This is a genomic window from Flavicella sediminum, assembly GCF_006381105.1.
Lineage (GTDB): Bacteria > Bacteroidota > Bacteroidia > Flavobacteriales > Flavobacteriaceae > Flavicella > Flavicella sediminum.
The window spans coordinates 414744-430194 of sequence record NZ_VDET01000002.1; the positions used below are offsets into that span (position 1 = coordinate 414744).

7 protein-coding genes are annotated in these 15451 nt (G+C 35.0%); all 7 read right to left on the reverse strand.

Going from position 1 to position 15451, the window contains the following annotated elements; genetic code table 11:
- Positions 1 to 29: 29 nt before the first annotated feature.
- The 7 genes from FGM02_RS02435 to FGM02_RS02465 all read right to left on the reverse strand — a co-directional run bounded on the left by FGM02_RS02435 (position 30) and on the right by FGM02_RS02465 (position 15410).
- Complete coding sequence (locus FGM02_RS02435) at positions 30 to 3242, reverse strand: BNR-4 repeat-containing protein (protein WP_139956594.1); 3213 nt, start codon at positions 3240 to 3242, stop codon at positions 30 to 32.
- Between the two features lie 183 nt (positions 3243 to 3425).
- Positions 3426 to 4127 (reverse strand): fibronectin type III domain-containing protein, encoded by a 702-nt coding sequence (locus FGM02_RS02440; protein WP_139956596.1) that lies wholly within the window; start codon positions 4125 to 4127, stop codon positions 3426 to 3428.
- A 6-nt stretch (positions 4128 to 4133) separates the two neighbouring features.
- Positions 4134 to 7949 carry a T9SS type A sorting domain-containing protein gene (locus FGM02_RS02445; RefSeq protein WP_139956598.1) on the reverse strand — a complete coding sequence of 1272 codons (3816 nt, stop codon included), beginning with the start codon at positions 7947 to 7949 and terminating at the stop codon, positions 4134 to 4136.
- 240 nt (positions 7950 to 8189) lie between these two features.
- Complete coding sequence (locus tag FGM02_RS02450) at positions 8190 to 10940, reverse strand: family 78 glycoside hydrolase catalytic domain (protein WP_139956600.1); 2751 nt, start codon at positions 10938 to 10940, stop codon at positions 8190 to 8192.
- Between the two features lie 6 nt (positions 10941 to 10946).
- On the reverse strand, positions 10947 to 12401 hold the full coding sequence (locus FGM02_RS02455) for a sulfatase family protein (protein ID WP_139956602.1): 1455 nt from the start codon (positions 12399 to 12401) through the stop codon (positions 10947 to 10949).
- Positions 12402 to 12435: 34 nt separating this feature from the next.
- Complete coding sequence (locus FGM02_RS02460; RefSeq protein ID WP_139956604.1) at positions 12436 to 14364, reverse strand: sulfatase family protein; 1929 nt, start codon at positions 14362 to 14364, stop codon at positions 12436 to 12438.
- A gap of 230 nt (positions 14365 to 14594) precedes the next feature.
- Complete coding sequence (locus FGM02_RS02465; RefSeq protein WP_139956606.1) at positions 14595 to 15410, reverse strand: T9SS type A sorting domain-containing protein; 816 nt, start codon at positions 15408 to 15410, stop codon at positions 14595 to 14597.
- Positions 15411 to 15451: the final 41 nt, after the last annotated feature.

Genomic DNA, 15451 nt, shown 5'->3' on the forward strand with positions numbered 1-15451 from the left:
ACGATATCCCTATTCATTATTGACTTAAACTATTCAACAATTAATTTCGATTGAATCATTTTTTGATCGTCCGTTTTTAAAACGACAAGATAAATACCCCTTGTTAATTTTTCAGTTATCTCTGTACTATTTCCAACGACCTTTTTTTCAAACACTTTTGTTCCTAAAATGGTATAAATTTCAACCTTAAATCCATTTGATTTTTCACAAACTATGGTAAATTCATTTTTAGTTGGATTTGGATATACTTTTAAAGAAGAAATATTCGATTCGTATTTATGAACATTTAGCAATGGTCCGCCAGTACCTATAACTTGCCATTTACTTCTTTCATCATTTGCATCGACTGTAAGATTGTAAAACTTGTCATCTGTTTGGTGATACAAAAATCTACCTGTGTTTTTTGCTTCGAACCTAAAAGTATTGTCTGTTTCATCGTGATGAACAGTCCAAATTTTATCTGAATCATTCGCTGGCGGTGCTTTTGTTGTACTTACTACTAAATAAGCACCTGTTGCAAATCCACTTCCTGTAGCCCGTAATATCCCATTGTCCTTGCTATCTATATTATAATAATCTACCCCCTCTATAGTCGTTTTAACAAATTCCCATTTTCTATCTACGCCATCACCTGAATCACGCATCATAACGGGTTGGGAACTTCCCGCTGCACCCAAAAATTTTCCCGTTGCAACATTTACAAGCTGGTAAACGCCTACCTCACTACCTCCTTCATTTACTCCCCCACTAGATTGACCATTGGTTATTTTCATTCGATCAAAATTAAAACCACCGACTTCACCTACAATTTTAATTTTTTGAAGACCTTTTTTAAGTGAAATATTTGCTTTAGACCCCTTAAAAACGGTAAGACTTGGTGTTACTGTAAGCGAGATAGAACTAAGTTTGGTAGAACCACTCATGATTTTTAATTTTTTTAAAGATCCAGGGGATGCTGCAAAAACTTCGACTTGATAAGTTCCGTCGCTAGGCACATCAATCGTATATTCGGCAAAATCATCGGTATTCCAAGAATTCAAGTAAAAAATAGAATTACTCCATCTTGTAACATTTACACCATTTTTCGTTGTAAAATATTCAGCTTCAATCTCAGTTGGAAGAAGGTGCGTTTTTGGCTTTACAGTAATTGTTTTCGTGGCTTGAGCCGCAGTATAATATTCATTCTCCTCTGCCGTAACAGTAATTGTTGCACTTCCTGCGCCTAAAACTTCTCTTACCTGGTCATTCCAAACAATGGCAACTTGATTATTAGGACAAACAAATCTTAGATTTGCATCAGAATTATTACTCGTAGCTTGAAGACTAAATGGGCTATCTCCAGAAGTTACTTGTGGAATATCTTGAAAAGTAATTACTTGTTGACGCTTAGGAACATTAAATTCGTGACTTACAATAGGCGCAGCATTATACGTACTGTTGCCTATTTGTAAAGCATTAATTGCAGTAGTTCCTGCACGTTTCACCTGCAATTTTCCATCTACAACAACCGCAACATCAGTATTTGTACTTTCGTATTGCACAGGCAAACCTGAACTAGCTGTAGCGCTTAATACCTGGTCTGCACTATCCCAAGTATGTGTGCTTGACTGTAAATTGAATTCGATTGTTTGATTCGATTTTGAAACATTCGAATTTATCACTAAAGTTTTCGACCTATCGGCTGCTTTTTCATAAACGCCATTTCCACTTTGATGTGCAATTATATCACAAGTTCCAACTCCCATTATTCTTACTTTATGACCATCAACAATACGTGCAATATTCGTATTTGATGAAGTATAAGAAACCTCCAAACCAGAACTTGCCGAAGCACTTAGTATAAAATCCGGATCACCTTCTGTCTTTTCTAAATAGGCTCCAAAATTAATAGTTTGTGGCTGGTATTCTTCTTTTTGAATTCGAAGTACAAAACAATGAACTGGCACTTTATCACTACTTTTATTCTCACTAAAAACAGCTGCAATTACGCCATTGTCCATGATCGTAATACTTTTTTTAAGATTCACCCCAACACTCTTTCGAAAATCTTCACGCCATACATAGCTACCCGCCAAAGCACTTTTAATTACAAAATCACCACCTGTCATGATGAACTTATACATACGATTCCCGTACATAGCACCTAAAGAACCTTTATTTCGATCTACAGTAAATGTTGTTTCACCATCTTTTTTAAGGTAGTTATAATGATCAGTGTTTTTGGGTTTGATATACATATAGATATCATTTTTTGGAGAAATGGCAACCTGAGGACCACCTGCCCAACCTGCAGTACTCGGAACACTCCTAGGATCCGCTATAAAGAATGGAGCATGATCGATAATGGGTAAATCATAACTTTTACCATCAACAGTAGTTGCTTTATCATTCATACGTGCCCCTAGTTCCATTAAATAAATCCCCTCTCCCAAAGTAGTAGGTGATTCTGCCCATCTTGGTGAATATGCGTAGTAAAATTTACCATTGAAAAAATAGGCAGTCCCATAACAAAAATTTCGTTCTCCCTGACTTACTTCAGGCCCCGTTCCTTGTATAATAGTAGTTTCAGGAGACCAAGAATTCCCATCATAATACGTCATTACAATATTTCCACCAACAGCAGATCCAAGTCTTCTTTCAAAATACATTTCACCCTGATCGTTGTTAAATAAATCAGGATAGGTAACTCCATTAACTTTTTTCCCTGGAATTAAATAATTTTGTTGCGCAAGAAAATTGGCTGCGGTAAAGTCACTATCTGGACCGAAAGCAATGTTTTTCTTAGACTTTATATAATTTAAATCTTCATTATGATGATCGAACATCAAATGAACAGTGCCATCTATAGGGCAAATACCAATGTTTGTAGTTAAATGCGTATCTCCTTTACCTCCTACCAAACTCAACTTTGCAGGAAGTGCAACATGTATCCATGACCCTTCTCCAATTTTCTTACGGGAAACCATCAAAGTACGATCTGCCCAACCACCACGATACCAAGTATAAAAAACAAAACCATTAGAAACTTTGACACAGTTACCATGTGGATTAATAGCCGGCGCATAATGGTAGGGTTTTGGATCGTCTGCCTTCCAAAAGTAAAATGCTTCATCAGTTATTACAGAATTTTCCAAAAACGTTACTTGTGCTGAAATTTTCTTTGGAAATAAATTTGTGATCATTAACAAAAGGATGACAAAACTGTTAATTTTAAAATAATTTGAGTGCGTCTTTTTTTTCATAAAATCAATTAATTTACATCGGCAACGTTGGTTCTTTTTTTAATCGGCTAAAAAGAATTGCTATATACCTGAACTTCATCTCTAAAATTAAACAGAACCTCACTAGACATTGTCCTGCACTATCCTGCCAATTAAAATCTTAATCTATTTGATATAAGAAATTACTCCCCTTGAAAAAACCTGTTAATTCGTTTTAAAACTCCATATTTGACCAATGGTAACTCCACCTTTTCCATCTTTTACAACTACTTTAAAATAGTAAGTTGTTGCTGCCGTCAAACCTGTTGCATTAAATGTTGTGGCTGTTTGATTTTCTGAAATTTTTGTTACCGGCGCACTTGCCGTATCTAAATACACATCAAAAAGTAGTGAATCATTATCTACATCATTTGCAGTCCAACTCAAAGTTGCATTTGCTCCGCCTATTGTTTCATCTAATTCTGGCGAAACCAATTCTGGCGCAAATGGCAAATGATTGGAAACACCTTCTCCTTCCGTTAAAAACTGACTTACAGCTGAAAAATCACTCTCCATATTTCGAGCATCCAATGCTCTAACTCTCCAATAAAAAGATTTTCCCTTTTCTAATAAAATAGTCGTAGATCGACCACCTACTTCTTTCTCTTTTATTAAACTTGAAAAATCACTCATTTCTGAAATCTCTAATTCATATGATATCGCGTCTCCATCTTCATCTGACGAAGCATTCCACTGAAAATTTATTTCATTATCGATACAAAGTGTATTATTTAATGGATAAACTTGACTTGGCACTGTTGGTGCGTTATTAACCGAACTATCAGGACCTCCATCCTCTCCGTCTCCACCTCCACATGAATATGTTAAACTAACTAGTACTACTAAATATAAATACGCTTTTCTCATCTTTATTTATTTCTTTATTATTTTTACAAAAATCGGTTTATCTGAATTCAATTTCACAAAGTACAAACCCCTTGACTCATTCACTATATTCAATACTACTTTACCTTCTTTTACTTCGTAAGTTTTTGAGGCTATTAGTTGTGAGTATACATTATAAATCTCCAAGTAAATAGTATCTAAACTATAAGGGACATACAATATAAAAGTCCCCTTTGTTGGATTAGGATAGGCTTTGATATCTTCTAACAAATTAATTTGCTTTAAAAGTTCTCCTTGACAAGCAGATTTACTTTGAACCTGCAGATTATCTCCATGATCTACATTAATTGAAAAATTAGTTTCGTTGGTTACTAAAACAGTTTCTCCATTTTTAAAAACCGTATAGGGTGCGGTTCCTTCCAAAATACGAACTACGGCCGAATGCTTATTCACATCAATTTTACCACTTAAATTAGCTCCTCCTACAATTGTGACTTGATAACACTGCTCAAACGATTCTTCTTCCACAGCTATACACAAGTCATACGTACCGGGACCTAAGTTTTCAATACTTGTTTTTTTCGAAAAATGATAGGAATTTCCAGCTATACTAGCAACGTAATTACTCGTTACGGCAGCGTCTATTTGAATACTTCCATTTCTCTTAGAGGCACATGTTTCTCCAATAGATTCTATTAAGAAATTCTCAGCAGTAATTGGAAAGGTGTACGCATAATCTAAAGCAAGTTTTTTGATTCCTTTTCCTTCCTGATCTGCTTTAAAAACTTCTCCATTAAAACGAAGCTCTTCTCCTTCTCCTATGTACATTGACACATCGGTAACTCCATTTTTCACTTTCAATCGAACCACGGCGAACCTCCCTTTAAAACTAATATCATATGCTTTTAAGATACTATTCCCTGTCGAACTATCATTCGATAAAATTATATCTGTAACTCTTTCTCCATTTACTTCAGACACCACTTTAACTCCGACTACTTTGTCATTATAAAAAATAGTCGACGTTTCTATTATGGTACTTTCGGAATTTCCAGAGGATTCATAAATTGCTATAAAAGGTTTATCCCAAGCTTCTCCATATTTACGCATGATAAACATTTGCGTATCTTTTTTATCATAGCCATTTTTTACATCTTGTGTTGGTGGAGCTAAAGCAGAACTATATTCTTTATCAACACCTCCCGGAACGCTCACATGTAAATAAGCATTCGTTGCCTGTAAATCAAATCTAGCCGTAATAGCATCACTCGTAAGTGCCGATGTTTTTGGATTCGTATAATATTGCCAACCTGGTTGATTACGAGGGGCTCCTGACTCTGCTGGATAACGATTTGGAGTATTGGATAAAGCAAGTGAAGCTTCACCTGTTTTTATTTTCATTACATCTCCTAAGCCATGAAATAAATAATCATGAAAATTATTTGTTGCATTAGAAACAGATCGAAATATATCAACATAATAACCCGAGGTTGGACTTGTGCGTATGATGCTATTTGTTCTTTGTTGGTCTAAATCATTTATACCATCGTCTAAAAACTGCGTAGAAAAACTAAAATTTTCTGCTATTGGATTTGCTTTTACTTTTGGTTCACTTGCTTGCAATACAATGGGATCCACAATATTATCCCAGGTTCCAGAACTTGGAACACCACGTTTAGTAGTTCCATTTACTATAATGGTATTATGAGCGGCATGAGACACAGCGTATTCTTCATGAAGCGTTGTACCATAACCAGCAGCATCCCCACCATGATCTGGCCCGATTACATAACCTGCACCATAAAACTCCATATCTAACCCTGTTGCATGGGCATGTACATAAGTACCACCTCCAGTATAATACATGAGCCCATACTGTTCATTATCTGCCTTTACATAATTACGTTGCATTACAACACCAGCATGCGTAGCTGTAACTGTTCCATATTGAGGTTCGCCTAGAGCACTTACTTCGTCGCCTATATTAACACCCCATAATAATTGTAGTGGGTTGTTCCATTCTAGTCGCTGGTCTTCTATAAGGGGTGCGTAGCCTCCTGCTGCTGTATAAATTTTTCTAAGGGTTGAAGCCGCTCTTTCTTTTATATCCATATACCCATTTTTAGCTGCAATTGCCAAAACATTTCGAAAAATAGGTGCATGATCATTGAAATCTCTGCCAATATCTCCATAAGCCATAGTAGCCCCATTTGGATATAAAAAATTCTCATAAATAAAGATACTCTCTAACAGATCTTTATTATTATCTAATAAATTTAATTCTGGTTTGTAGCGATCTGCAATACTTAAAGCTTGTAAAAAAATAGAATGTGTAAACTTAGCATAACCTGTAGATTCCGGCCATAAACGATCCCCGTCGCTAAATCGATCCAACATCCAATTTATCCCAGGTTGTTTAGAATTGGCTGCCCCATTTAGCAATTTATCAAAATAAGCAGCTCTAATTGCGTCATCTTCCATACTCAAAACGCTATACAAACCTCCTGGTAATTCTAAAACAGGATGATTAGAATTATTCCCACCTACTTGTATCACATTATCAGCCATCACTTCAAATGCTTTTTGCGAAGTAGTAAAATTAAACGGTACATTTGTACCACTATCCAAATCATAAACTGTAGTTCCTTGTTTTGACAAAAAAGGTTGTACAAAATCATAAATCATAGCAACTCTTGGAAAAAGCTCACGTGGTGGAATTAAATGATTAAAACTCCCCGTATAAAACTCGAAGCTTAAAGGATCCTGAACACTTATTAATTTCACATATTGATTTAAAATATCTGCAGATAACTGAGCATAGTCTTCATCTCCTGTTAAGTAATATAAAAAAGACGATTCTGCTGCTGCATTAAGTCTATTACGGTGTTGTGTTCTGTCACCGGGTATTGCAGGAATTTGATTTAATATAGCAGTTGGATTGGAACTATGACTCGATTTAAGACTAGATTGCCTTGTTTTAAGCTGGTTAAACAGACTACTCGCCCATGTAAAGTTTGCAATATTATCCAATATCTTTTGCTTATCTGAATTTGTTACCCATATATGTGGGTGTACTAAGGATTTTGTAACTGGTTTAGGAGCATAATCATTTAAAAAATCTTTGTACTCAAAATTATCAAAATCTAAAGTAGCTAAAGGTAAAAATGAATTATTTTGTAATTTAAAACTACCTAATTCTAAGTCAGGATTATTGGCACTAATATCATTAAAAACTTTTGTTGTTCCTATCCATATTTCCCAAGTATCATTTGCAATAGTTTCTGTACTTGAATTTGGAGCTTCATAAGTTTGTGAAGTACCCGAATTATTTGCGACAAATGTAATTGTTTGATTCCCTGAAAACTCAGATGAACTTGTACCTGAACTTCCAATTAACTTTATAAAAAAGCTCCCTGAGGTTTCACTTATTCCTAGTCCAAAAGCACAAAATGATTTTGTAATTGAAGAAGCTTCGTTTGAGTAAGCTGGTCCAAAATAAAAAGGGATTTCTCTACGATTATCTGGGTGATTGGGATCATTATTTGTGACTTCAAAATCGAATTTTAATTGTATAAATGTTGGAGCTGGAGAAAGTGCAGGATTTGGTGTACGGTAAAAATAAGATGAAGAGACTGCCTTTTTTTCAAACCTTAATTTACCCCCGATTATACTTGTAGGTGTATTAGAGCTATTACTAACACCACTAAATTTCCCGACATCCGGCACACTGCTAACATAATCAGAAACTGTAGTTGATTCGCTAAAATTTTGTTTAAAAAGCTGAGCTTTTAAGGAAAAAGAAACGACTAATATGAAAGAAAAAATCAGAATATTCTTCACCATTTTCACTATTTATTTATCAATGAATTTTTATTTGTCATAGTATTCAACTGATTTTATTTCTATTTTTATAGCGTTCACTAAAAAAAAGCACTGCAATCGAAATCTATTGACCATAAAACTAATTTTCTAGTCAACAGATATCATCCTGTACTGTCCTGTTTAAAAACTTTACTTCAGTTTAAAACACTTCTAAACGGCAATCCATTTATGAAAAAACAATTAGGCACCAAATAACCTAAGCTATTTTTTAATATTGAATTTAAAAACACCTGATTTTACATCTACAGCTTTGTTAGGAAGTATAATTCTTGCAGTACAATTAACAGGAATTGTTCCTGAATATTCATAGGTGTCTTTAGCTGTTTTTTTCCATTCAGCTTTTATTTCTCCGTGAATCGAATTGTAACTTGCTTTCGCAAAATCCATTGCTTCTATAAAGTTGGGTTTTAGAATTATTTCTTTAAAGCCTGGTGTATTTTCGTCGAAATTAATACCGACCATATGGCGATAAAAAAAATTATCTACAGCCCCCATAAAATGATGAATATCTGAAGATTCAAACTTATATCCCTCTGGTAATGTTGTGGCTCCTTCTTTAATCAACCAACCAAAAGAAGGCCATTCTTCATTTACCACAACTTTATGCATCATATCTGCATAACCATTTTTCGGCAAATACTCGTAAGCAGAATGTACTGTAAACACACCTCCCCACAAATGGTAATTTTTATCTTTTACGATATTGTCAACTACTTTTCGCTCCAATTGTTCACGGTATTTTTCTGGAACTATATCATAATTAAGTGCCAAAATATTTACCACAGGTAAAAATTCATTAAACGGTTTTAACCCTGCGTATTCTACTTTTTCTTTATCAAAAGCCCATTTCTGAATTCCTGCATGGATACGTTTTACTTGTTGTTCTAAACGTTTTTTATCTTTTTTCTTAGCTAGCTTGTCTGCCATAATAGCCAAACGTTTTAAAACTAAATAAAAATTCATAGAAGCTATCACCTCATTTCCTCCTGGTTTACCTCCTCCTTTATATGTTCTATCATAAGGGGTTACCCAGTCGTTATACATTTCAGTAAACATGCCATCTTTTTCTGCTACATTGTTATGTTTCCAAGAATAGTCTACCCATAACATCATTTTTTTCCAATATTCATCAAACAACCTTGTATCTCCATAATAGGTATACATATACCAAGGCACATGTACACCTGCCGAAGACCATAAAGTAGACCTCCCTGTTCTATAATCATTTGCTGGTGCAATGGCTGCCATTCCACCTGCTTCATTTTGAGTATCCCAAATATCACGAGTAAACTTGGTCATTAATGCTGCCAAATCATAGTTTGCCATACCAAATTCCATACCTGTAACTACGTCTCCTAACCATCCGTTTTTTTCTCTGTTTGGGCAGTCGGTAGCAATACTATGTAAATTAAAAATTAAAGACTTTCTACAAATAGCATCAACCGCATTTACTACTTTATCCGAAGATTCAAAATGCCCTACTCTTGGCACATCAGAATGTACAATTTTTACCTCAACGTCATCTTTCGTTATTTTGGTTTTATACCCTTTAACCTGTACGTAACGATACCCTTTATAGGAAAAACGACATTCTGCAAATTCTTCTTTTGCTCCTTTACCAATGTACCCCATTTGTTGCCAACGACCTGGTTGACCACTAGAAGTTGGGTCTTCATGTTCTCCATAAAAAATTAAAACTTGCTGTCCTTTTTTTAAGTTTTTAAGACGAAGTTTGATCCAACCCGAACTATTTGTACCGGTATCAATCCATTGCCCATAATTTCCTTTAGATTGAATTTCTACAGGTTTAAACGTTTTGGTAACACGAATAGGTTGACACATTTGCGACACCAACTCACCTCCTGGATGCGGAGATGGTTTTACTGTTTCCCAACTAGAAGCATCAAAGTTGGCTAAATTCCAATTCGGAATTTCTTTTGTTGCGTCGTAAATTTCTCCCATGTGTGGGCCATCATAAATAATGGGACCTCCTGTAATTTTCCAGCTTAAATCGCTAATTACATTTTCTTCGCTACCATCTTCATATTCTACTCTTATTCGGCACATTAATTTAGGCTGACCTATATAACCATCTTTTTTATAAAATCCCCAATGATCGTAAGCTAACTGCCCGTAATTACCACGACCTAGCATAACTCCTGCCAAATTAGCTCCGCTTTGCAGCTCATTTGTAATATCGTGGGTAGCGTATAAAATTGTTTTTCTGTAATCTGTCCATCCCGGATCTAAAACTTGATTTCCAATTCTTTTTCCGTTGATAAACAATTCATAATACCCAATTCCACTAATGTATGCTTTGGCTGTTTTTACTTTTTTAGTTACTTTAAAATCTTTTCGGAGCAAAGGAGCTGCATCATACGGGCTATCATGATGAAATTGATAACGTTCCCATAAGGTCATACTAGCCCCAAAATAACTTGGCAACTGAAATTGCAAGGCTTTAGATTCTACCTCTTTATTACCCCACCATTTTTCTGCCCATTCTTCTTGATTTCTCCATGCAATCCATTGCGCTCCTTTCCAATCTTCTTTTTTATATAAACCCGTTGAAAAATAAGCTAATGCACTCCATTTAGAAGCTTTATGGTTTTTATCCCAAACCTTTACTTTCCAGTAATACTGAGAGGTAGACCTTAAGCTTTTGCCTTTGTATACTACCTGAGTAGTTTGCGAACTTCTTACTTTTTTAGAATCGTAAGCATCACCTATATTTTTATCTAAATTTTCTTTTGATGTTGCGACTAAAAGTTGATAAGCTGTTTGATATTCCGCTGCTTCTTTTGATTCTAATTTCCAAAAAAATCTTGGTTTTATAACATCAACACCTTCTGGATTCGAACGATATTCTAATTTAAGATCGTAAGGTTTCATCTGGGAAAACCCTGAAATTGCAATGAAAACTACTAAAAATATTGAAAATATTTTATTCATAAATAATTAATGTTGTCTATAAGGAACTGTTTCTGTTTTATCTATTGGGTACCCCCATTTTTTTATGTAAGTCAAGCCTGGCAAAAACTCGTCTTTGTTTTTCTTTAATCGAGCTAGCAATCGATTTTCCAAATCAGCTTGTATTTTCGCTAACTCTGGCTTACCTATTAAATTATTCATTTGATAAGGATCCGCATGATTATCAAACAATAGCCATGGTCCCTTTAAATCTTTTACATACGTATACTTTTGAGTAACCAAAGCTCGGTATTCTTTTCCATGATGCACAGGTCTATTCCATTGTCCAAACGGCTGGACACAAGTAAGAATGGTTTCTTCTCCAATATCACTTTGCGCACCCTCCATATAAGATCGATAATTTAACCCTTCAATGCTACTTGGTTCCTGTATATTAGACAGACCTAATAGTGTAGGTAAAATATCCTCTGAGTTTATCAAAGCATCTCTTTTACCTGGCTTTATTTTATAAGCTTTTGGAATATAAAACAACATAGGAACTTGGGCAGATTCAGCATAAGGCTGTTGCTTTTTATAAGCACCGTGCGAGCCAAGTAAATCACCATGATCTGATGTAAATACAATAATCGTATTTTCAAGCTGATTTGCTGCTTCTAAATTGTCTATTATTTTTCCTACCATATCATCAATTGCTGCAATATGCGCGTAATACCCTGCCAAGTCCTTCTTTACTCTTTCATGCATTTTTTCAGGAACATTAGGCCTAAGCTTCATGTTTTCTGGCTTAAACATACCTTTATACTCCTGTGGAGCCGTATGATATGGTGCATGTGGCGTTCCCCAAGAAAGCACTAATAAAAAAGGATTATTCGTATCTTTTTTTGAATCCATATACTTCAAAGCTGCATCTGTTTGAGCAAAAGTGTCGTAACCTTTCCAATATTTGGGTTTTGGATCATCGTTATCATAATAAACAGAACGATTGTAATTATGTGTACATTCATTGGCCATCCAAAACTGAAACCCTTGTCGCCTATTTCCAGGTGGTATAAATCTCTGTCTGCCGTGCCCATCCATATGCCACTTACCAATATATCCCGTGTCGTAACCTGCTTTTGAATAGATTTTCCCCATAGATATGGCGTTCGTATCTAACTGAACATCGTTCATAAACAAACCATGAGTGAGCGGTCTTTGCCCAGTTAATAAAGATGCTCCATACGGAGTACAAACGGGCATTCCGGATACTGCATTTTTAAAATTCACACTCATAGAAGCTAATTTATCTATATGTGGTGTTTTAATATTTGGGTCGCCCCCATAGCCTGTAGCTTGAGTTCTTAATTGATCCGTTAATACGATCAATATATTTGGTTTCTTTTCTCCTGCTACAGCTACTGAGCTCTCTTTTTTAACTCCACAAGAAAAAAGCATTGTTACGCCAATGACAACTAAAGCTAGTTTATTTAATCTTTTACACATACTCTTTTATTTTTCTATTTTACTTACTTATAAATTAATCCACCCTCCTTCTTTGAGGCCAAAGTTTTATTGCATCGTTTATGATTCTCTTGCTATACTCTTTACCAAATTTATCCACTGCATCATCTGTTGTGAATTTTTTGTTTTTGAAAAACACCCAATCTTGTTTTGTCAAATATTCATCCGTATGAGAATACTGCAAGGCATTCAAACCGAACAAAAACACGAAACCATCTCTTGCCGATTTTGTATCATCATATAGATATGCAAATGCGTTTTTTTTATCTCCTGAAACCGCTAATGCTTGAGCCAATATCAATCGGTTTACAGGAATTTTTTCTTTTGCTATTCGTTTTTTTAATTCCTTTTGAAGTTTTTTATCATCCTTTGCTATTCTAAAAATCCCATAAGCGCCCCAGTAACGAACAATTGGATCTTTATCGCATAGAAATTTCAAGAAGTCCTTTTTATTAGAAACATCCCCTTTGGCACAAATTTTTGCTATCGGTAAAATTCTCTCAATAGCATAATCATCACTTTGCGCAAATTCATAAATGGTCACATATTTTTTACCCGTACCAACAAGATCATGAAACATAGGCTCAGGTATCAATCCGATATCCTTAATCTCTAGCATCCAACGATCTAATTCCTTTGACAACTCTACTAATTTTTGCTGATACTCCGTTTCATTAGCGATACTTTTAATATGATAAGGATCCTTTTTTGTATTAAATAACTCCACTGGATTTTTCGGTTTATAGAATTGTGCTTGCACAGCATTTGATGTTCCATTTGCAAAACTCTCTTCATTGGCTCTCCAATTTTGTTGCACCGTATATCCATATCGAGTTGAACGTCCACGAGGTCTATGCGGAACAAAATTTTGAATCAGATAGTACTCGCCATCTGTCACCGCTCTATTAAAATCATAACGTTCAGACATACGATCTCTGTAAAAATGTACATACTTAGGTTGTGCTTCCATCTCTTTTCCTAAAAACACTTTACCTTGCATTTTTTCAGGAACAGGCAATCCTAAAACCGATACGATTGTTTTTGAAAAATCTACAAATCGCACTATTTTATCTTCTGTGCTTCCTGATTTATAATCTGGAACTAGGTGCTGCCACTTTTTAGGAACATGCACTAAAAAAGGTACTTGTGTTCCTACATTATACAAATAACGTTTCGAACGAGAAAGCATACCTCCGTGATCGGAAAAGAAAAATACGATTGTATTATCATCTAGTTTTTTATCCTTTAGTTCTTGTAACAGACTGCCTACTTTTTTATCCATTAAGGTAATTAAATCATGAAAACGTGCCCAATCTTCTCTAACTTCTGGAACATCTGGATGGTAGGGAGGCAACACAATACTTGAAGGATGTATTCTTGATTCTTTAGGTATCTCACCTCGCTCAACATACCCTTTAATTTTATCTGCTGCCAGCTGACTTTCATGTGTTGTTTTGATGTTAAACACGGAAAAAAAAGGTTGTCCTTCTTTTCTGTTTTTGTAATGTGCTTTGCTATTAGATTCACTCCATAAAGTACGATCTGTTTCGTAACTAGAATTGTAATCTCGTTTATAGTTATTGGTACAATAGTAACCTGCTTCTTTAAATATTTTTGGATATGCTGGAATTACAGATGGAAGCAGTGTATTGGTTCTAAAATTATGACTTCCAATAGTTGGAGCATACATTCCTGTTAAAAGAGTAACTCGAGCAACTCCACAAACGGGCGCATTGGCATAGGCATTTGTATATCTAATACTTTGATCTGCTAGTCTGTCTAAGTGAGGTGTATGTGCTTGTTCAAAGCCATAACTCCCTATGTATGGACTAATATCTTCACAGGTAATCCAAAGCACATTTGGTTTATTTTGACTTTGGACTGTACTTAACAGCACATTACTTGTAAAGAGTATGGCACATAACACTACTTCAATTTTTCTCATAGGATGGTGTAATTTAACTTAATCAGATTCCTTAAATTAAGCCTTCTTTTTAACCAAAAAAAACTCCGCTAAAAACTCTACTAATATAGGTTTCAAATAGCCTAGCAGTATCCTGTACTATACTGAGAAAACTTAAAGGATTTTGTTATTTAAAAATTTCTTTACTAAAAACAAAAAATCCCTTTTAATTAAAAGGGATTTCCTGTTCGAAGTAAAATAGAATAACGAACTTATTGTTTTATTACTTTCACGGTATGTTTTCCACTTATTCCTATTATTTCTACAACATATACGCCACTCGGAAGTGTACTTACATCTGTACTAAAAGATACTTGTCCCTCAACTTTTTTGGTTAAAATTTCACTCCCAAGTAAAGAATATACTGAAATTTGCTTTACAGTAGTAGGAAGCCCATTGATAATTAACTGATTATTTACAGGATTTGTAACAATAATAGATGCTGAATCAAATTCGTTCGTACTTAATGCAGATACAAATTTAAATTCAAGTTTATCTATTCCTCCACCATCGAATTGCACAGGGTCACCTGCTGCAGATGGCGCTACACCGTATCTCGAACCACCTTCACTTGGTGTTTTAATAAACAACGCATCGTTTCCACCATTATTGGTAGCTGATTTTCTTCTTTGAAACTGATCATAACCATAGTTTTCAGCGGTGTTGTCACTTATCGGATCGCCTAGTCTAACCGTAAGCGTAGTATTTTTACCACTTATATTTGCAGGTATTGTACCCATGGTATAGTTTCCTTCACCAGCAATAGTTGCGGTAATTTGCATATAACCGGTAGATGCTGGTGATACATGATCTACTATAGCCCATACTTGTTTTTCATCATCGCCTGGTAATTTTGCAGCCCACTCTAAATCACCTGAAGCATTAATTGTCATAAAAAGATCCTCACCAGGTACGCCAATTGTATACCAACCATTTTGAGTCCATTCTTCATATACTTGAGCTTGTACCTGAAGCGTCATAAATGTTAAAAATAAAAAAGAGGTCATTTTAAATGTAATTTTTTTCATGTTTTGTAGTTTAATTGATTATTCCTTAAATATACGTACAG

Bases quoted from the DNA above. Each gene is read 5' to 3' on its own strand.
- FGM02_RS02435 (WP_139956594.1), bottom strand. From the start codon at position 3,242: ATGAAAAAAAAGACGCACTCAAATTATTTTAAAATTAACAGTTTTGTC.
- FGM02_RS02440 (WP_139956596.1), bottom strand. From the start codon at position 4,127: ATGAGAAAAGCGTATTTATATTTAGTAGTACTAGTTAGTTTAACATAT.
- FGM02_RS02445 (WP_139956598.1), bottom strand. From the start codon at position 7,949: ATGGTGAAGAATATTCTGATTTTTTCTTTCATATTAGTCGTTTCTTTT.
- FGM02_RS02450 (WP_139956600.1), bottom strand. From the start codon at position 10,940: ATGAATAAAATATTTTCAATATTTTTAGTAGTTTTCATTGCAATTTCA.
- FGM02_RS02455 (WP_139956602.1), bottom strand. From the start codon at position 12,401: ATGTGTAAAAGATTAAATAAACTAGCTTTAGTTGTCATTGGCGTAACA.
- FGM02_RS02460 (WP_139956604.1), bottom strand. From the start codon at position 14,364: ATGAGAAAAATTGAAGTAGTGTTATGTGCCATACTCTTTACAAGTAAT.
- FGM02_RS02465 (WP_139956606.1), bottom strand. From the start codon at position 15,410: ATGAAAAAAATTACATTTAAAATGACCTCTTTTTTATTTTTAACATTT.